Source organism: Limnothrix sp. HT2024 (assembly GCF_059138625.1).
Map to the genome: position 1 here is coordinate 1,398,936 of NZ_CM181121.1, position 20,574 is coordinate 1,419,509.

At 55.6% G+C, this 20,574-nt stretch carries 13 protein-coding genes; 9 read left to right on the forward strand and 4 right to left on the reverse strand.

Translation table 11 applies throughout. The annotated features are described in order from the left end of the window. Positions 1–65 precede the first annotated feature (65 nt). Positions 66–5,180 (reverse strand): WD40 repeat domain-containing protein, encoded by a 5,115-nt coding sequence (locus tag AC2IAX_RS05680; RefSeq protein ID WP_494389712.1) that lies wholly within the window; start codon positions 5,178–5,180, stop codon positions 66–68. A 1,510-nt stretch (positions 5,181–6,690) separates the two neighbouring features. Next, positions 6,691–7,218 carry a 5-(carboxyamino)imidazole ribonucleotide mutase gene (gene purE, locus AC2IAX_RS05685; RefSeq protein WP_494389713.1) on the reverse strand — a complete coding sequence of 176 codons (528 nt, stop codon included), beginning with the start codon at positions 7,216–7,218 and terminating at the stop codon, positions 6,691–6,693. A 360-nt stretch (positions 7,219–7,578) separates the two neighbouring features. On the opposite strand from purE, the gene nagA reads away from it, so the two are divergent. The 5 genes from nagA (at position 7,579) to AC2IAX_RS05710 (ending at position 13,277) form a co-directional block, all read left to right on the forward strand. Continuing rightward, positions 7,579–8,790, forward strand: coding sequence for an N-acetylglucosamine-6-phosphate deacetylase (nagA, locus tag AC2IAX_RS05690; RefSeq protein ID WP_494389714.1), 1,212 nt, complete (start codon positions 7,579–7,581; stop codon positions 8,788–8,790). A gap of 103 nt (positions 8,791–8,893) precedes the next feature. Continuing rightward, positions 8,894–9,631 (forward strand): RNA methyltransferase, encoded by a 738-nt coding sequence (locus AC2IAX_RS05695; protein ID WP_494389715.1) that lies wholly within the window; start codon positions 8,894–8,896, stop codon positions 9,629–9,631. Between the two features lie 35 nt (positions 9,632–9,666). Beyond that, on the forward strand, positions 9,667–10,941 hold the full coding sequence (locus AC2IAX_RS05700) for a serine hydrolase (protein WP_494389716.1): 1,275 nt from the start codon (positions 9,667–9,669) through the stop codon (positions 10,939–10,941). Positions 10,942–11,053: 112 nt separating this feature from the next. Further along, positions 11,054–12,154: a GUN4 domain-containing protein gene (locus AC2IAX_RS05705; protein ID WP_494389717.1), complete on the forward strand. Its 1,101-nt coding sequence runs from the start codon at positions 11,054–11,056 to the stop codon at positions 12,152–12,154. A gap of 634 nt (positions 12,155–12,788) precedes the next feature. Next, complete coding sequence (locus tag AC2IAX_RS05710; protein WP_494389718.1) at positions 12,789–13,277, forward strand: hypothetical protein; 489 nt, start codon at positions 12,789–12,791, stop codon at positions 13,275–13,277. Positions 13,278–13,680: 403 nt separating this feature from the next. Here the strand turns inward: AC2IAX_RS05710 and AC2IAX_RS05715 are convergent, their stop codons facing one another. Then, on the reverse strand, positions 13,681–15,060 hold the full coding sequence (locus AC2IAX_RS05715) for a cobyrinic acid a,c-diamide synthase CobB (protein WP_494389719.1): 1,380 nt from the start codon (positions 15,058–15,060) through the stop codon (positions 13,681–13,683). 78 nt (positions 15,061–15,138) lie between these two features. On the opposite strand from AC2IAX_RS05715, the gene rsmG reads away from it, so the two are divergent. Next, entirely contained in the window at positions 15,139–15,843 is a 705-nt protein-coding gene (gene rsmG / locus AC2IAX_RS05720) for a 16S rRNA (guanine(527)-N(7))-methyltransferase RsmG (protein WP_494389720.1), read from the forward strand. A 40-nt stretch (positions 15,844–15,883) separates the two neighbouring features. Here rsmG and AC2IAX_RS05725 read toward each other — a convergent pair whose 3' ends face one another. Next, a complete protein-coding gene (locus AC2IAX_RS05725) occupies positions 15,884–16,063 on the reverse strand; it encodes a DUF29 family protein (protein ID WP_494389721.1) in 180 nt (59 codons plus the stop codon). Between the two features lie 119 nt (positions 16,064–16,182). Here AC2IAX_RS05725 and AC2IAX_RS05730 point away from each other — a divergent pair, with 119 nt between their 5' ends. The 3 genes from AC2IAX_RS05730 (at position 16,183) to ligA (ending at position 20,519) form a co-directional block, all read left to right on the forward strand. Next, positions 16,183–17,130, forward strand: coding sequence for a DNA adenine methylase (locus AC2IAX_RS05730; protein WP_494389722.1), 948 nt, complete (start codon positions 16,183–16,185; stop codon positions 17,128–17,130). Continuing rightward, entirely contained in the window at positions 17,130–18,251 is a 1,122-nt protein-coding gene (locus AC2IAX_RS05735) for a DNA methyltransferase (RefSeq protein ID WP_494389723.1), read from the forward strand. Before AC2IAX_RS05730 ends, AC2IAX_RS05735 begins: the two co-directional genes overlap by 1 nt. A gap of 177 nt (positions 18,252–18,428) precedes the next feature. Next, a complete protein-coding gene (gene ligA / locus AC2IAX_RS05740) occupies positions 18,429–20,519 on the forward strand; it encodes an NAD-dependent DNA ligase LigA (protein WP_494389724.1) in 2,091 nt (696 codons plus the stop codon). The last annotated feature ends 55 nt before the right edge of the window (positions 20,520–20,574 follow it).

Genomic DNA, 20,574 nt, shown 5'->3' on the forward strand with positions numbered 1-20,574 from the left:
AAAGTTGATTCAATAAAAAGGGCTGGATTTGCCAGTGGATCGATTAGTTTGATGGGATCGATCGACTAGGGGCGAAAGCGATTGCGGCAGGCCCGCGCCAGTTGCGTCAAGTTGCCCGCCGCTTCGCCCTTGGGTCTCAGGTAATCCTGGAGCCAACGACAACTGCGATCGAGCAAGTTTTCCAAGTCCAAATCGCGAATCACCAACTGCTGATCAAACCCCCCCGAGACCAGCAGCTTGCCATCGGGGCTGAACCGCACGCCGCCCACGCCGGATTTGTGCTCCCGAAAAACCTTGATCATCTTGCCATCCAGGCTCCAAAGGGTGACGGAACCATCCCAACTGGCAGCGGCCAAAAACTGACCATTGGGGCTAAACCGCACGCTGTTGACCGCATCCCCATGGCCCAACACTTGCAGTAGGGAACCGTTGGCACTCCACAGGCGAACGGTGCTATCGTCCCCGGCGGAGGCGATGTAACGCCCATCGGGACTGAAGGTGACATCATTCACGAAACTGCTGTGGCCCGCGAGGGTGCGGATGGGTTCCCCTTGCAAAGTCCAAAGCCGAATCAGGGCATCATCTCCACCCGTGGCCAGGATGCGGCCATCGGGACTGAAGGTGATGCTGTTGAGTCGTTTGGCCCGATCGTCGCTGGAGGTGAGCTTGAAGGCGGCCACCTGTTTGCCGTCCGGTTGCCACAGGTAACCGCGACCACTGCGATAGGTGGCGGCGATCAGTTTGCCATCGGGACTGAAGGCCACGCTGGAAATGTTGTTCGATTCGATCGGGTTGTTTTGCAGCACCAGTTCATCGGCAAAGACCCGTTGCAGTTGGCCCGATCGCGACCAAAGCCGCGCCCGCCCATCGTTGCTGCCCACCAAAATCCAACGGCTGTCGGGGCTGAAGGCCGCCACCCGCACGCCACCACCGGGATCCTGGAAATGAGTGGGGCGGTAGGTGTTGCGATCCCAAAGCTTCACCTGCTGATCACGGCTGGCGGACAGAATGGTTTGCCCATCGCGGCTGATGTCTACGCCATAGATTCGATCGGTGTGGGCCGTAATTTGGGTGATCGATTCCGGTTGCAAGCGCCAAAACCGAACGGTGCGATCGTAGCTGCTGGTAACCAGGGTGGATCCATCGGGACTGAAGGCTACGCTGGTGACCCGATCGGTGTGGCCGGCGAAGTTTTGCTCTAAATTGCCCCAGAACGTCCAATATTTAATGGTCTTGTCTTCACTGGTGGAAGCCAGATAGCGCCCATCGGGACTGAAGGCCACGCTTAAGACACCATCCCGGTGTCCCGATAACATGCGCACGGGTTTGCCCGATCGAGTCCAAATGCGGATGGTCTTGTCCAAGCTGGCGGAGGCAAGGAATTGACCATCGGGGCTGAAGGTCACATTCATGACGCTGTTGCCATGGCCGCGGAGGGTGGCCAGTTCTTGGCCGTCCAGGCTCCAGAGCTTGATCGTTCGATCGTCACTGGCGGTGGCGATCAGTTGCCCATCGGGGCTGAAGCTGGCCCATTGCACGGGGCCACCGTGGGTGGTCAGTTGGCGCACCACTTGGCCCTGAAGGTTCCACAGACGCACGGTGCGATCGTCGCTGGCGGTGGCGATCAGTTGCCCATCGGGACTGAAGGCGGTGCTGTTGATGCGGGCCGGATGTTCACCCAATTCCCGCACCAACTTGCCCGCCTTGTTCCAGAGCCGCAATTTGCCGGCAGTTCCCCGTTTGCCGGTGCTGGTGGCCAACAATTCCCCATCGGGACTGAACACCACGTTGGTCACTGCCCCTTCATGGTTCAGCACGATCGGTCGCCCTTGGTTGTCCGCCAGGGGTTCCCCACTGCGCTGCCACAACCGCACGGTGCGATCGCTGCTGGCCGTGGCCAAAAATTGCCCATCGGGACTGAAACTCACGTCCCAAACCGTTTCCACATGGCCCAAGCGCCCTTCAATTCGGTTCACCTCCCGCACATGCTTGAGGGCCTGCTGCAAACTGGCGCCCACCTTCAGTTCCGTGGCTAAGCGGGCGTTGGGTTTGGCCCACAGCAGCCATTGACGTTGGCTCCGTTGCTGCCAGGCCTGCAGACCCGAGAGCAGGGCCTCAAAGGGCTGGTTGGAACCAATCAGGGCCTCAGAAACGGCGGTGCTGGCATCAATTTGGGCGCTGATTTCATCGGCCCCCAACAACACCGCAAAGCTAGAGGAGGACAAAAACAGAATCCCGAGCACTGCGCCAGCGGCATAGAGTTCCTGAATTCGTTTTTTGAGGATGGCGTTTAGTTGGGACTGGGTGAGACGATAGCGGGCCCGTTCGTCGGCTTGGCGCTGTTGGCGAATGAAGGTGACGAGGTAGTCATGCACCAGTTGATAGAAGTCGGCGGTGGACTCCCGGAACATGACCACCAAACCGGCTCCCGACAGAATGTTCAACACCAGTTCCAGTTGCCCATCGCTGGCTCCCAGTTCAACGGCTAGCTCGGTGCGGGTTTTGAGGGGGCGAGTGCCATTTTCGGCGGTGAGCAGGAATAACACTTGGCGAGCGATGTTTTCGCCTTCGGGGCCGCAGTCGCGAATGGTGTTTTCCAAGTAGCGCTCCACGAGCACTTCCTTGGAGCCATATTCCCGTTGGTATTCGGCCAGGGTGACGATTCGATCGGCCTGGAGTTGGGCCCCCACCACTTGCAGCTCGATCGGGTTGACTTCACCGGTTTCGCGGGCCAACTCACCCACCAGGGCATCAATCAGGTCAGGCTCCAGGCCCAGGCGCGATCGCTCCGTGAGGCTTTGGATGGTGGCACGGGCATCGGCGGGGGAAAAGTCTCCCACGTAATAGCGAACCTGACGTGCCAACACGTTGTCATCAATGATTGACAAGTCCGTGGCCCGTTCCCACTCCAGCAGGAAATGCAGGTAATCTTCCCGCATGGAAATGATTAGCTTGACGTAGGGCACATTCAGGCAATCGCGCAGGAATTCAAAAAAGGGCTGGCGATCGACCACCGTGGGCCAGTGGAAAAACAATTCCTCAAACTGGTCAAAAATCAGAATGATGGCGAAGTTTTGCTGGCTCAACTGCTGGAGCCGATCGAGCAAGGCCCGCAACCGCAGTGCTTGACTGTTGACCGACAAATCCAAACTGGGTAAAGCAATATTCGCCTCGATCGCCAAGTCGTCCCAAGTGGTGAGGGTGCGATCGCTGTCGAGACCCTTTTGGGCAGCCGCTCGATCAAGGGCATTTTCCGTGGCTGCGATCCAGTCCGTGTAAACCTCGATCGTCACCGGCAACACATCCCGATCGCCCAAGGCCCGCCGATGCAACTCCGGCACTAAACCCGCCTTCAGCAGCGAACTCTTGCCCGCCCCCGAATGGCCATGCACCACCGTGAGCTTTAGATCCGCCCGGGCCAAGCGGGCGATCAAATTTTCTACATCTTTTTGTCGGCCAGAGGCGGCAATTTCCGGGGCCGCCACCGGCAGCACCATGCCATCGTCCACCAGGGCCGCCGGTTGCGGTTGCAGTTGGCCCGCACCAATAAACGCCAACCAACTGCATTGGTGTTCCACGCGCCGCAGTTCCTGCTTCGTTCGGAACGCATCCAGGTAGCGGGTTTGCTGAAAATAAACCTCCCGCAACCGCGACAACAACCGCACCGTCAACTGGGGTTGCTCGAAGTTCCAAACCGTGGCTCGGGCCCGCTCCAAATGACTGATGGCCAAACCAGAGCGCCCCAAATGCCAATTGGCTTCCCCCAACAGAAACCAAGCTTGGCTTTGGCGCAACCGCACCGCCCGCAGCAGATCGGGCCCCAGGGCCGTTGGGTCATGGGTACTGGCATGGGACAGATGGTTCAAGGCCCGCTCCGCCCACTCGCAGGCCTGTTCCCAGCGGGTTTGCACCAGGGCCACTTCCGCCAAAAAGCAACAGTCCCGAGCCAACTCAGCCCGATTCCCCGGATGGTCCGGTGCGCCATGGAGCGCCGTGGCCACCTGGGCCAACTGCTCCAACCCCAACCAGTCGTGGAGTTCTTGGAGCACTTCCCCCAACGCACCAATGAACTTGGCCGTGAGATCGGGGCGATCGAGCGCTGCGAAACAATCCGCACAGGCCTGTAGCGATTCCCGAGCCAGTCGCCAGCGCTGAACCCGGGCCGACTGGCTTTCCGGCAATTCCACGGGATTGCTGTTGCCCAGGGCCAAGCGTGCATGGCAAAACCCCACATAAAACCGCAACAGGCCTGAACGCACTTGGGCTTCGATCGGGGAAATGGGCAACCGGGGCGGGGCGATCGCCCCCTCTGTTTCCGCCGTGGCCGACACCAACGAACTCCCCGCCTCCGGTGGCAAAGCTTGGGCCAAGGTTTGCCAACTGTCCAGCGCATTGCCAAACATCTTCAGCGCTAGCTCATAGTCCCCCCGGCCCATGGCCGTCCACCCTTCCAGGAACTCCACACTAGCCAGCAAATCCACATCCAACTGCACGCCCCGCTTGGCCAAGTCCGCCCGCGCCGCCGCCAGCTCCTGCCGGTGACGGGCCTCCGCCAAGGCCGGCGGCAGTTGATAGATTGAATAGCCCGCCGAAGCCGCAAAGGCCCGATCGAACGCCTGACTGGCCCGCTCCCGCAGAAAGTCAATCACCCCCTGCGTGTCCATCTCCAACCGAACCGGCGTAGCGGCCCAGCTCTTGAGATCCGGAGCCACCCGCTTCAGCTTGTCCAGGCTTTCATCCGTCAACCACAACACGATCGGGAACGGCAACTGCTTGAAGCGATCGCGCATCTGGTTCGCCAGCGCAAACACCGTATCCAGCGACTCCGCCATCTCCAGCCCCAGCACCATCACCGCCCGGGGCGGACAGGGATCCGAAATCGCCGCCACCAATGGATAGAGCGTCTTGATGGTGGGCGGAACCACCAGGCAAGTCACCCGATCGAACGGCTGCCCCTCTCCCGAGCGATCGGCCACCCAATCCAACACACTCCGGCGTAAGCGCTCATAACTACAACGCACCAACACCAGGGAAAACTGGCCCTCTGACAACACAATTGCCCGCTCTAAGGTTCGCAGGGCCCGCTCATTCGCTTGAGCAGTTTCTTGATCCATTACCAACTGCACTCCCTGCGGTTGCAAACCAGTCGTAAACGGCTTGACCTCCGACAATCGCTCCATAGCCTCTGCACCCTTTCCATCTCTCCGCCAACAGTCCTTGCATCCCCCTTTCCCCCCTCAAACTCCGTCATAATTATTACCAGCATGGCAACAACAGAATCGGCAATCAACGCCACCAAGTCAGATCCTGCACTGGCCCTTTAGATTTCCCATAAATACCTCACGGTCAAGCCCTTGGAGCGCCTGAAATTCAGTTCGATTGCCAGGCATAAATCGAAGACCAAAATCATTGCTGAATTCAAGTTCTCCTAGATGATTATTCCCGTTTTTATGGGACTTGAAATCACTGATCTCAAAAGAAAACTACGATGAATCGGGGCAATGCATTGATGATTTGCAACCTGTCTGTAATTGACCTGTAATTCATCTCCGATAGAGTTAAGAGTTAGCCAGCACCAACGCCAGAATCGGGCTGGAAGTCTATCCATCATCAAACCGAGTCCGCAATTGAGTGATTCGATGGAATTGATTGAGAAATGTGTCAAAAATCTGCGAGTAGCGGAGTTGATTAAAAATCACGAAACCCTCTAAACGGATCCTGGCACAGATCATCAAAAAAACAGAAATCTTGCGTATCAAAGCGAACATGATTTGACAAAAAAACAATTGAAAATGATAAAAACAGAACAAATCTATAAGTCACGAGCAGTCAGAAGTCACTGATCTACCGTTGCCAAACGGGCCAAGCGGCTTCATCGTGGGTCTCAGCAATCGGGGGTTAAACCATCGATTTGAGAGGGAGTTGAACCACTCAAGGGGCTTCCCCCCCACAGGCTATTGATCGCGGAATTGATCGCGGAAATCTTGCGATCGACCAAACTAATTGAAGTCATGAAGAGCAGTGACCCAAGTTCTCAAAACCCCGACCAGGCAGCGCATTGAATGGGGCTAATGGATTGGTAGACGAGGAACCCAGTCAATGCGTTCAGAGTCTGATTTTGAAATGGTCAGTACTGGCTAGATAGGGAGAGCGTGACAATCCTTTCGCAGGGAAAGAGGGCTGTGGAGAGCAGGGCGATGGAGAGTGTGGAGTTCGTGGTTGTCCCTTGAGCACACCAGTTCGACGATGAGCGAACGGTTGTTTATGAAAAATTTAGGAAACGCTCAAGATCAGACGAAACTTTATCAAATTTTTAAACTGATTAATTGGGCATGATCCCAATCACGTCGCTGCCATCAAAATATCAGTTGGCGTTGGTGATCGCGATCAATGCGAGGAGTCAAGGAATCTAAAGGGGATGGTTGATCGGCCATACCAGACCCGATCGCCCCTGAAATCATGCAAATCTCTCAAAGGTCGATCGCTAACTCAGTCCATGGGGCACGAGTTCACCGCTGATTAACCGGCACAAGAGAGACTCAGGTTTTACGTTTTTAAGGAAATTTCAGAAGTCAAATTTGATACTAATTTTGTCGCGACCACGGAGGCAGTGAAGCGCTTCCGTGCTTCGCCCATGCCTCCGGGGCGATCGAGCCATGTATTTTCAACGCTGTTTTTCAGTTCTGTTTTTCAGCTCTGTTGCAGGTAGGCCCGGTAACCAAGGCGATCGAGCTGGGTTTGTTTGTCTTCCACCATTTGCCGCAAGCCGTCCCGATAGGCTTGCACCTTGGCTAGCAGTTCCGGGTCATGGGCCGCCAACATTTGCACCGCCAACAGGCCGGCGTTTTTGGCATTCCCGATCGCCACGGTGGCCACGGGAATTCCCCCCGGCATTTGCACGATCGAATACAGGGAATCCACGCCACTGAGTTGGCGGGTGCTCACGGGCACGCCAATCACCGGTAACACCGTCAGGGCGGCAACCATGCCGGGTAGGTGAGCTGCGCCGCCTGCGCCTGCAATAATCACTTTCAGTCCCCGATCAACGGCGGTTTTGGCATAATTCACCATCCGATCGGGTGTGCGGTGGGCAGAGACGATGGCCACTTCGGTGGAAATGCCGAATTCTTCGCAAACGGCGATCGCGGCTTCCATGGTGGGCAAGTCGGAATCGCTGCCCATGATGATGCCAATCAGGGGGGAGGCGGTGGTGGCCATGGTTGTGCAGGGGGAAAGAGTCGGTTAACCTGTTCAAATTTAAGGCGTTGGCGCGATCGCACAGCACCACACTGGTGTGATCAACCCGATTCAGACTCGATTTAGACCCGATTTTTAAGCCTTAGTTTCTGAGCTGCCGTTTTTTAGGTTCAGAATCTTCGGTTCAGAATTCTAGGTTCAGAATCTATTTAGGTTCAAAATCTATTTAGATCTGTATGGATCTATATGGATCCACATAGATCCACTTAGAAGAGCCATAGATCCATTCAGATTCAGATCCACTAGATCTATTAGATCTATTTAGATCCACTAGATCCACCGAGTCTGTCTCCGCCAAAGCCACCTAATCATGATCGATCGATGACCCATTGGCAAAATCGACGCATCCACCGCGCCCGACTGATCGATCGACCGGGACTCTATGACCTGACCTGCGACGATCGGGGGCTGGTGGCGGAAATTGACCCCCATGATCCCAAAATTTTTGGGGTGGGCGATCGGGCAGACACGCTACTGAATGCCGACGCGATCGACCTGCATGGCGATTGGCTCTCGCCCGGTGGGGTAGACCTGCAAATTAACGGAGCCTTGGGTTTGGCCTTTCCAGACCTGACCTTGGCCGATTTGCCCCAAGTGGATCGCATTTGCCAATTGCTGTGGCGGCAAGGGGTGCAGGCTTTTTTGCCCACGATTGTGACCACGGCGATCGAGAAAGTTCACCAAAGCCTGGCCACATTGGCGGCCTATCAGGACTATCGAACCCAATACCCAGCGGGCGATCGGGCGGAAATTTGGGGCGCACATCTTGAGGGGCCGTTCCTGAATCCACAAAAGCGCGGGGCCCATCCACAGCAATTCCTGTTGCCCCTGACGGTCGATCGGGTGGTGGCGGTGGTTGGTTCCCACGCGGCCCAGGTGGCCAAGATGACCCTCGCACCGGAATTGGATCCCACGGGTGAGGCGATCGATTGGCTGCGATCGCGCAGGATTGCCGTCAGCCTTGGCCATTCCCAGGCCACGGCAGCGGAAGCCATGGCTGCGTTCGATCGGGGAGCCACCATGGTCACCCATGCGTTTAATGCCATGCCACCGCTGCACCATCGGGAACCGGGCCTTTTGGGTGCGGCCATTGTTCGATCGGGCGTGCGCTGCGGCTTCATTGCCGATGGGGTGCATGTGTGCCCCACCATGTTGCAAGTGCTGTTGCGGGCCAGCGAGGGCCCTAGAGGGCTGTTTATGGTGAGCGATGCCCTAGCTCCCTTGGGATTGCCCGATGGAATTTATCCTTGGGATGAACGCACCATTGAGGTGAAAAACGGCACAGCTCGCCTGTCCGATGGCACCTTGTCGGGCACAACCCTTAGCCTGTTGGAAGGGGTTTTGAACCTGATTCGTTGGCAACTTTGCACCCCGGAACAGGCGATCGCCCTGGCCACCATTGCGCCGCGTCGGGCCTTGGGTCGGTTGCCCGAGTCGGCGGATCCCTACGGGGGCGAGTCGCCGGCCCAACTGCTGCGTTGGCATCGGCAGCCGGATGGCCAATGGACTTGGCGACGGCTACAGGGCCCCTAGGGTGCGGAGAAAAAGGAAGAAGGAAAAAGGAAAATTTGGGCTAGCCGTTCTATTTCTCTGTATTTTTTGCCTTTTGCCTTCTGATTTTTACCTTTTTTGAACCATGTCGTTAACGATCGTGCTGGTGGAACCGGCCGGGCCGCTGAATGTGGGTTCCGTCGCGCGGGTGATGAAGAATTTTGGGTTGCGGCGGTTGGTATTGGTGAATCCCCAATGCGATCGGCTGGGGCGTGAAGCCCTGCAAATGGCGATCCACGCAAGGGATTTGCTGGAAGAGGCGATCGAGGTGGCCACTTTGCCCGAGGCCTTGGCCGGGTGCGATCGGGTTGGAGCCACGATCGGGCGAGATTGGGATTCTCCTGTGCCGGTGCGGGAACCAGCGGCGGCCTTGCCCTGGTTGCGGGCTGGGCGATCGGCCGCGTTGGTCTTTGGGCGGGAAGATCGGGGCTTAACCAACGACGAGCTGAAATATGCCCAACAATTAATCCGCATTCCCACCAGCGATGACTATCCCTCCATGAACCTGGCCCAAGCGGTGGCGGTTTGTGCCTATGAGTGGGCCCGGCCAGCCCCAGAAGCCAGCCCTGGCCCCGAAGTTGCCCCCGAGCCGATCGCCCTGGCCCCGTTCGAGCAAGTGGAGCATTTCCATCAAGACTTGGCAGATCTGTTGTTGCGATCGGGCTTTTTATATCCCCACACGGCCAGCAGTCGCATGGAAAAATTGCGGCGGATCTTGCAGCGGGCAAATCCTTCCCAAAATGATATGGCGCTGTTGTGGGGAGCCATTAAGCAACTGAATTGGGCGATCGACCATTTGCCGCGCCCCAACTCTGGCCAGTAAAATGCCAGCCATCCCGATCTTGAGATTGGCTCGGGATGGCCGCCAAATTTTGGGCTGAAACCGAACTTGCCATGCCCCAACCGCCCGATCGCCCCCGCCCTTTGCCCGCCCCTCGGCCCCTGGCTGCTGTGCCCCCGCCGCCCGGTGCGCGTCGTTCCCGTTCTCGGCCTCCCGCTCACCAAAATTGGTTGCAAAGTACGGTCGATCGGCTGACCCGGCCCACCGCCCCGGAACCGGGCCAGGCCAACGGGCGATCGGCCCGGCCCCGCCCAACGGCCCCAGACCGGCCGCCCACACGCCGCAGCAAGGGCGATCCTCTGTGGTTACAAGCTTTGCGCACCCTGATTGTCGGGGCCGGTTTAGGGGCGATCGTGGGCACGGTGTTGATGGCCTTTGACCCGGCCATGCGCCAAACCGCTTCCCCCGCTGGCACACAAATTAACCAAGTGGTGCGCCAAGGCCAAAAACAACTGGCCAGCCCCGCGTTGCCGCCGCCGGGATCCGCCTTTCGCCAGCCGATCGCCCCCTTGAGCGATCAGTTCCAAAAAATTGCCGCTCGCTATCCCAGCCTGATTCTTCATGCGGCTGCCTTGGATTTGGATACGGGAGATTTTGCCGCCTGGAACGATACCCGATCGGTCGCCGCCGCCAGCACAATCAAAGTGCCGATCCTCGTAGCCTTTTTTCAGGATGTGGATGCGGGCAAAATTCGCCTTGATGAAATGCTGACCATGGAGGCGCGGTTTGTGGCCCCCGAAGCGGGCACGATGCAATATCAAAAGCCGGGCCAAAAATTCTCCGCGATCGACACCGCCCGCCAAATGATCGTGATCAGCGACAACACCGCCACCAACATGATCATGGCCCGCACGGGCGGCTCGGGCCCCCTGAACCAGCGGTTTCAATCCTGGGGGCTACAGGGCACCAATATCCGCGACTTGCTGCCGGACATTACTGGCTTGAACCGCACCACCGCCCGGGACTTGGTGCAATTAACGGCGCTGATTAACCGGGGCGAATTGGTTTCCATGCGATCGCGCGATCGGCTGTTGAGCATCATGCGCGGCACGGTGGCCAACAGCCTGCTACCGAAGGGCATTGGCAAAGGTGGCGAGTTGGCCCACAAAACCGGCACATTGGCCAAGCTGTTGGCAGACACGGGCTTGGTAGATACCCCCAACGGCCGCCGCTACGGAATTGCCGTGTTGGCAGAACGGGCCCCCAACGATCCCAAGGCCGCCGAAGCCATCCGCGACTATTCCCGCGCCGCTTACAACCACTTCAGCAACCTGCCCCCGATCGCTCGCTAATGGCGATCAACTTCAGGAAGCGTCCATTAACTCCCGAGTCAACGCCCAACGGAACGGATAACACGGATAGCGAACCCAATCACTCGCCACTCCGTCATTTTGTGATTCCGTTATGTTGAAACTCGCGCTTTTCCAGCGATGGGGCCAAGCTTTCACCCTGGCGCTCATGGCCGCTGCCACCCACCCGATCGCGGCTCAGGCCAACACAGCCCCAGCTAGTACGCCCCAAGCCAGCACAACCCGCCTTACCTGCGAAACCATGGCCACTTGGGGATCCAACACCACCTTGACCTATCAAGTGGCGGGGCCAGTAGCGGGGCCCGAATCTTCCGGCACAACCCCCCTCACCCTCACGGTATTGACGCAAACCCGCAACGGGCATCTGCAAACCCTGATCCGAAACGCCGTAGTTCAGGATTACCGGCAATTGGCTCCCGATGCGGACTTTTCCCGCTTGCCCTTTGATGGCGAGTTTCGCGCTCAACCCAATAACGGCGATCGGCTCTATGGCACGCCCGCCTCGGCCCATGGTCTTTACGTCAGTTTGCGACCCATCGCCGGCCAGCCCAAACAAATCCAGATTGTGCATTACTTCGGAGCTGGCAAATTTGCCCGATCGACCATTGGGGCTTGCCAAACCGAAACCCCAGCCACCGACGCAGCGGCCCGCCAACTGATTGCCCAACTCCAAACCCACCTGCAAGCCCAAAACTGGGTTGAGGCCGATCGCCTCACTCGCCGCCTGTTGGCCCCCGAATCTGCCACCATGCCACCGGCCAGCCCCGCCTTGACTGATCCGGCCCTGATTCGCGAAATTGACCAAGCCTGGCTCGCGGCCAGCAACGGCCGCTTCGGCCTCAGCGTGCAGTTGCGGCTCTGGCAAGCGGCCACCATTGCCCATCCCACCAACCTGGAAGCGGCCGTGAACAACTTCCGCGATCGCGTCGGTTGGAAAATCGCCGCCCCCCGCGCCGAACAGGACTTCATCAGCAGCGATTGGCGCAACGAGTCGGAATTAAACCGCTCCCTGCAAAGTCCCGTGGGTCACTTGCCCTGGGCCGGCGTTTCCGATCAAGTGGTGCAGCGAATTGCCGTTCCGCCGCCAGGAGTCCATTGCGGCAGTTGCAGCATTGATGCGATTCAGCTTCGCCATGATCGGTTTTATACCTACATCCCTCGCCTGATGATGCGTTTAAAGCTGGCCTTGGGCTAATCCTCAGACCGTCAGTTCCTGTTCAGTTCAGCGATCTAGTCAACGTCCCTTCAGGATCGATCGCAGCTTGGGATCAGTGAGTCCTTGCGGCGAAAGCGAGTCGTCTTAATGACAGCCCTATCAATAGCAAGCCTTGACCTCAACGGACGTTGACTTCGATCGAGATTTGCCATTTCAGCCATCAAAATTTTATTTAAAGACATATGTTCAGGTGTTCAAATTCATCCAATCATCGATCAATTGCTTGATTTTTATCGATATGGATTCAAAGCCGAATTTCAGCTTAAATTTTTCCCCAATTTATTTTGAATTATTTTTCAGAGTTATTGTTTATACAAGCAAACGATCTAATCTGGTATCAATTGATCACAGCAGTCATACTTCTAACAAATCAATTCAGTCTTGAAATAATGGCAGGGATTGCAAAAATCGATTTTTCTTGATAATTTCGTCGAAGCAACAAAATACACTATCAAGAAATCATGAATCAGCATGGTTATTGGTCTTCGCAAAGCAATCAGTATTGAATCTGAATTTCAAGAAGGCAAGAACCGGGGGGAATGCAAATTGATTCATGAGGTTGGTTCACTTAGTGTTGCAATTTCCCTCTTTATTAGTTGCGGAGCAAAAGTTCATGACTGAGCGCAAAACATCACTCAAAAAATCACCTCAGTATGTGACCGACTTGGAGACAATTTATGGTGGCCCTATTGAGTCGATTCCTGGCAGCGCTGTTTTCTATGAGGTTTTGAAGCCTGAAGATGATCTCAGTCAAGCAGCACTGAAGAAATACAAGCGTTTTATAGGCCAGAAATCGAGGAGAAAAGCCTATCGAGATTCATGGAAAATGGTCTATGGACGATCAATGGATGCACCCCGGGCGATTATTTCAGAACTGCGATCGTTAAATGATTCTGAGGCTCGACTCTCTGCTTCTCTGATTTTGGACAACATTGATGAGGCAGAAGCAGGTCAGCGGGCCTTGGTTGCCACTTTTGATGACCCAAAGATCATCGAGCTGACAATTCATAAGATGGGCGATGGAGAAGCAATTTCAGGATTGGTCATTGCTGGTCGCCGCGCCAACGGGGAAGCAACATTCTTGGTTTCTATCAGTGATTAGTCATCGTCAATGGGTGCTCAGATTGGGGTTAGCTTTTAGGGTCTAGGGCATGTCGTCAAATTGCCTGAAACCTTGATTCCGTCATGACGAAATCGTGGGGGACAAGGGGCTTGAGCATCTTAGAGGATGTCTGAGAAATATCTTTTAGTATGGGCTAAGGATCAATGACCGTGGGGACAAGGGGCTTAAGCCCCTTGCCTACGTCGATTCCTGGGGCGTACAGAGTAGCAATTTTGGCTTTTTAGACATCCTCTTATGACGATGATTGAGGTAAGGAAAATCAACTGTTTTCGCTTGACCCTAGGAAATGACGACAACCCCTAGCCCACTATCAATTCAATGACGATTAGCCCGATCGACTCTCAAGGGTTCGATCGGGCTTTTGGGTCTGCAAACTTGCCTTTCAACTCATAGCAGCAGGGACGCGATCGAGCCAGGCGGTCATCACTTGGGGATTACTGGCGAAATGCAAATGTACATAGCTACCCAGGACGGAACCGACACAATATCCTTCCGTGAGCCGATCGCCCCGAGAGGTCAAGAGGTCATAGCATTGGGCGATCGTCCCGGCCGCTTCGGGGTTTGCCACTTCCGAGTAGTGAAACCGATGACCACGAATGGTTTCTCCTGAGGGCAAAGGGCCGCCAGGAGCGATCGTCGTTTCCACGTAACCCAGCTTGGGGCGGCGGGTCATTTGGATTTGCAGCGGTAATAAACCCAAGAGCGATCGCCCCGTGCCATCGGCCAGGGTCAGGCGATCGCACAGGTAGATGAAACCGCCACATTCCCCATAGATTGGTTTGCCGGCCGCGGCCATTTGGCGAATAGCCGTTAAACAATCGGTGTTATTGGCAAGCTGATCCAGGTATAGCTCCGGGTAGCCACCCCCAAGGTAGAGCGCATCACAATCAGCGGGCGGCCGATCGACCAAGGGCGAAAATTCCACCAACTCCGCCCCTCGATCGCGCAGAAAATCTAAATTGGCTTCGTAATAAAAACAAAAGGCCCGATCGCGTGCGATTCCGATTTTGCGAGGCGATCGACGACTGACAGAAATTGGGGCGATCGGCGTGGGTGGTGCAGGGTCGTGGGTGGGTTGCTCCCGCTGCAACCGTTGCCAGAGCTGATCCAAGTCCAGATGGGTTTCCAGCAAGTCCGCCAGCCGATCGATATATCCCTCCCCCAACTGATCCTCATCGGCCATTTTTAAGCCCAAGTGGCGGCTATCGATCAATGCGGCCTCATCCCGGGGCACACCGCCCAAAATGGGCATCCGCACGCGATCGCGAGCAGCCCCCACAATCCGATCCAAATGTGTTCCGCTGCCCACCCGGTTGCAAATTGCGCCCAAAAACCGCAAATCCGGATCAAAGGTTTCATAGCCGCAAATTAGGGCCGCCCCGCTGCGAGACAGGCCCCGACTATCCAACACCAACACCACAGGCGCGTTCAGCCACTTGGCCAGCTCAGCCGTGCTGCCCGCCTCTTGGTCGCCATAACCATCGAACAATCCCATGGCTCCTTCAATCACCGCCACATCGGCTCCGGCCACGGCGCGATCGAACAGCGCTCGGTTTGTTGCTTTAGAGAGCATCCAACCATCCAAATTATGGGACGGGCGACCCGTGGCCCGGCGGTGATGGCCCGGGTCAATGAAATCGGGCCCCACTTTGAACGGCTGCACCACCCATCCGCGCCGCGTCCAGGCTCGCATCAGGGCGATCGCCACTGAAGTTTTGCCCACTCCGCTGTGGGTTCCCGCCACCACTACCGTTGGAATCATGCTGCGATTGGACTCAAGGAATTACGTTAACGGGGCCAGATTGCGCTTAAATTGCCTAGCAGCTTGCTCCCCATGGCCATGACCCTTCCCACAGCGCCCACCTTGCCAAACCCGATCGACCTTTGGCAGTCAACCCTGCAATGGCAGCCCGACACAGCCACCCAAGCCCAATTTCAGCAACTCTACGAGGTGATCTTGGCGGGTAACCAGCGGATGAACTTAACCCGCATTACGGAACCATTGGACTTTTGGGAAAAGCATCTTTGGGATTCGCTGCGAGGTCTATTTTCACCGATTTTGCAACCAGTACTGACCCAGCGGGCCTCGCAGACCCTCACCGTGGCCGATTTGGGAACCGGCGGCGGCTTTCCAGGGCTACCGGGCGCGATCGCTTTTCCAGAATGGCAATGGTTGCTGATGGATAGCACGCGCAAAAAGATTCAATTTGTGGCGGAGGCGATCACGGAATTGGGGTTGGGCAATGTGCAAACCGCTTGCGATCGAGCAGAACAGTTTGTGCGGCGACCGGGCCCCAAACCGAATTTTCACCTGGTGACCTTGCGGGCCGTGGGCGCAGCGGATCTTTGCGCCAGCTATGCCCTGCCGATGTTGGCCCCGCGAGGCGTTGCGGTTTTGTACCGAGGTCACTGGAGCGCGGAAGAAGAAGCCAGCCTGCAAGATCCCCTGAACCATTGGGGGGCAAAAATTTTGGGTATAGATGCCTTTAAAACTCCCATTACTGAGGGCGATCGGCACTGCATTTATTTACAAAAGATTGACTAGTTTCCCTCACCCGATCGCGGATCAATTTTTGACTAATGGGTTAACTCGCGATCGGGCAACTGATCCGAAAACCACGAACCGCAGCTCCCAAGCTTTTAATTTCCTCAATGAGGTTGGCGACATCGAGGCGATCGAGCTGGCCTGACTCCAACAGTTCGACCTGTTCTTGCACCCAACCGTAATAGTCCGTTTCGTAGGCAATAGCCGTTTTGAGAGACATGGGCGATCGCTCCACTAGTACAGGCAGCTTAATCGTAACTTCCTTCCAAAAATCAGCTACAGTATAAGTTCGATACATTGATGATGATTTCATCAAATATTTTATAAGTAGCCACTGTTATGGGTTCAAGCTCTAAGCGAACTTCTCCTATTTTTTTAGATTCGGAATCCAGCAATTCTATTGAGCAGAATCATGCTCTTGTTCATCCTCGCAGTCGGCGTAAAATCGCCTTTGGCTGGTATGGTGGCAAGTTTTCCCACTTAGATTGGCTCTTGCCTCTTTTACCTCAGTGTCACCATTATTGTGAACCCTTTTCTGGATCAGGTGCTGTTTTACTCAACCGAGAGCCATCCCCTGTTGAAACCTACAATGATATTGATGGGGAAGTTGTTAATTTCTTCCGAGTTTTACGGGATCATTCAGACAAACTGATTCGAGCGATCGCCCTTACACCCTTTTCACGCGAAGAATATTATCAAGCAATCTACGAGAATTCAGACAATCTTGATGATGTTGAGCGTGCTCGGCGCTTTTATATTCGTGCTCGACAAACCAGAACTGGTCTAGCACAAACAGCATCATTAGGACGATGGGCAAATTGCAAGGATACCAGCCGATCGGGGATGTCGGGAGTTGTGTCTCGATGGCTAGGTGGCGTTGAAGCACTAGACGCGATCGCCCTTCGCCTCCTGCGGGTACAGATTGAAAATCGGCCTGCTTTGGACGTTATTCGTCTCTACGACGGCCCCAATACGTTTTTTTATTGCGATCCGCCCTACCTCCACGAAACCCGAGGCGATACAAAATCCTACGGTTTTGAAATGACTGAGCAAGAGCATCAGGAATTAGCCCTGACTCTGAATCAATGTCAGGGAATGGTTGCAGTTTCGGGCTACGATCATCCAGTTATGCAAGATCTATTTCCTGAATCAAAATGGCAAAAGATTCTTGGCCCGCAAAAAACTATTCATTCCACCAAAGATACGAGACAAGAAGTGCTTTGGATCAATTATTCATCGCCTGAGTCTCAGTCAGATTCCAACTCTGTTCAACGGGAGTTATTCTGATGACACCTGATCAAATCCTTGAACAGATTTACCAATCGGCACTCATCGCGGGCAATGATCCCTTAATTCAGGACTCCAGGTTGACAGAACATATCAACCGAGTTGGCCAATGCACGAGTAACCGTTCAGGCGTAAGATTTTTGATGGCTTGCTTATTGGGTAAGCTTGATCGCCCAGAAGTTGATCCCCGAAAGCCATACACTAAAATTGGTGGCTCAGATAGCTTCTCAGGTCGCAAGTATGATGAAGATTATTTGACACCGTTTATTAATCAATATCAACTGCCTGTTAATTCAACAACTGCATTTCTTACGCCTACTTTCCGAAACCATGATCAACCCCTGACTACGGATCGTGAATTAGTAGGCAGACCGACTGAGTTATATCGATCAGTCCTAGTTCTTCTAGAGAATGTGGCAGAGAATCGCGTTTCTGCTGAAAGTCTATTGACTGAATTTATAAGAGTGCTTCTAGAGATTCGTGATGAACAACTACATCGAATTAATTCATTATTATCTAGTCTAGAACGATCTCAAGGATCTTTACCCTTAGCAACAGAAGCCATTATTAAACTAATTACTCAGCATTTGGCTTGTAAAAATTCTAGCCGTTTGCCAGTGCTAATCGTGGCGGCTGCATATCAGGTAGCAAAACACCATTTAGGAGAACGAATTCTATCGTTGCAGTCTCATAATGCTGCTGATTCGCAAACAGGATCTCTCGGTGATTTAGAAATCACGCTCCAGAATGAATCTTCGGTTGTCACAGCCTATGAAATGAAAATGCGGGCAGTTACCGCGAGTGATATTGACTCTGCAATTTCCAAGATTTTGAAAGCAAGATCAAAAATTCAGAATTACATTTTTATTACGACAGAGCCAGTTGAACAACAGGTAATCGATTATGCAGCAACCTGGTATGAGAAGACAGATGGCGTAGAAATTGCTGTTTTGGACTGCTTAAGTTTTTTACGACATTTTTTGCATCTGTTTCATCGAATTCGCCAGAATTATTTAGATGCTTACCAAGAACTGGTCTTGAATGAGCCGAATTCAGCGGTTAGTCAAGCCCTCAAGGAAGCATTCTTGGCGCTTCGTCAGGCAGCAGAAAGTGATGAGTAGCTTCTACTCATAGCTCTAGCCCAACAAAAATCCCCCAGCCGGGGCCGGGGGAACATCGTCAGGGTGCATCTACCTGACCATTACTAGCGATCGCCCCGTGCCCGATCCGGAACGTTCTTGCATTCCCAGCCGGAATAGGGACAATGGCATCGAAATCGATCGCCCCCTTGCCGTCCCATGCCTGCCCCCGCTGACTTGGCCCGCCGCGCCGACCAACTGCGCCAAAAACTCCAGGAAGCCAGCTACGCCTACTATGTGCTGGACAATCCCGTGATGGAAGACGCGGTGTACGATCGCCTCTACCGGGAACTGGAGCAACTGGAAACCCAATATCCCGAGCTGGTTTCGCCCGACAGCCCCACCCAGCGCGTGGGCGATCGCCCGGCCGAGCGGTTCCAAACGGTGCAACATGCGATCGCCCTCTACAGCCTGGAAAACGCCTTTGACTTGGCGGAGTTGCGCACCTGGGAAGATCGCTGGCAAAAGGTGGCGGGAACCGGGGAGCGATCGCCCGTTTTGGAAGAATTGCCCCTGTTTCAGGCGGCGAGTCCCGCCCGCTATGTTTGTGAGCTAAAAATCGACGGCTCGGCGATCGCCCTGACCTATGAGGATGGGCTGTTGGTGCGCGGGGCGACGCGGGGCGACGGGATCGCGGGCGAGGACATTACCCAAAACATCAAAACGATTCGATCGATCCCGTTGCGGTTGAAGGCGGCTAATCCGCCGGCCCGGTTGGAGATTCGCGGGGAGGCGTTTTTACCCCTCAGCAGCTTTGAGCAGATCAATCGCGATCGGGCGGTGGCGGGCGAGGCCCTGTTTGCGAATCCCCGGAATGCGGCGGCGGGCACGTTGCGGCAACTGGATTCGCGGATTGTGGCGGAACGGAAGCTGGACTTTTTTGCCTACACGCTCCAATGGCCGGAGGAGCTGGACTGGCCCGATCGCCCTCGGACCCATTGGGAATCGTTGGAACAGTTGGCGGCTTGGGGGTTTCGGGTGAATCCCAACCGCGATCGCTGTGCTGACTTGGCGGCCGTTTGGGACTATTGCCAACGCTGGGATCAAGCGCGGCATGATTTGCCCTACATGACCGATGGGGCGGTGATTAAGCTCGATGATTTGGCCCTGCAAACGGCGGTGGGCTTTACGAATAAGTTTCCGCGTTGGGCGATCGCCTACAAATACCCGGCGGAGGAAGCGCCTTCGCGGTTGTTGGCGGTGACGTTCCAGGTGGGGCGCACGGGGGCGATTACCCCGGTGGCGGAACTGGAGCCGGTGCAGCTAGCGGGAACTACCGTGGCGCGGGCGACGCTGCACAACCGCGATCGGCTGTTGGAACTGGATTTGCACCTGGGCGATACGGTGGTGATTCGCAAGGCGGGGGAAATTATTCCCGAGGTGTTGCGGGTGCTGCCGGAGCTGCGGCCCGAGGGAGCCGAACCGGTGCAAATGCCCAGCCATTGCCCGGCCTGTGGCGAGGCGGTGGTGCAGCCGGCCGATGAGGCCGTGACCCGCTGCATTAATACGTCTTGTCCGGCGATCGTCCGGGGTAGCCTGCGCCATTGGGCCGGACGGGATGCGTTGGATATTGATGGGCTGGGGGAAAAGTTGGTGGAGCAGTTGAACGAGGCGGGGTTGGTCAAGTCTGTGGCGGATTTGTATGGCCTGGAGATCGAGCCGTTGCTAACCCTGGAGCGGATGGGGCAAAAGTCGGCGGAAAAACTGGTGAGCGCGATCGCCCGATCGACCGGTCAGCCCTGGTCACGGGTGCTCTATGGCTTGGGGATTCGGCATATCGGATCGAGCAATGCCAAGCTGCTGGCGGCCCAGTTTCGATCGGTCGAGGCCCTGGCCGCCGCCACTGAAGAAGAGTTGACGGCGGTGAACGGGATTGGCCTAGAAATTGCCAAGTCGATTCGCGAGTGGTTCGGGTCAGCGGCCAATCGATCACTGGTCGATCGGTTGCGATCGGCGGGGTTGCCCTTGGCGGCAGCAGACCCGGATCCGGATCAGTCGATCGCCCAGCCAACCAACGCGGCCATCAGCGGTAAGACTTTTGTGCTGACCGGAACTCTCCCCACGTTGACTCGTCCAGAAGCGAAGGCGCTGATCGAGCGATCGGGCGGCAAAGTGACCGGCTCCGTCAGTAAGAAAACCGATTATGTGGTGGTGGGCGAGGAAGCCGGCTCCAAACTGGACAAGGCGCAATCCCTGGGATTGGTCTGTATTTCAGAAGCGGAGTTGCTAGAATTGCTGGCAACGGCCTAGGCCAACATTTCAAGCTTTCACCGCACCAGTCCACCGCACCAGACAAGGGGCTTAA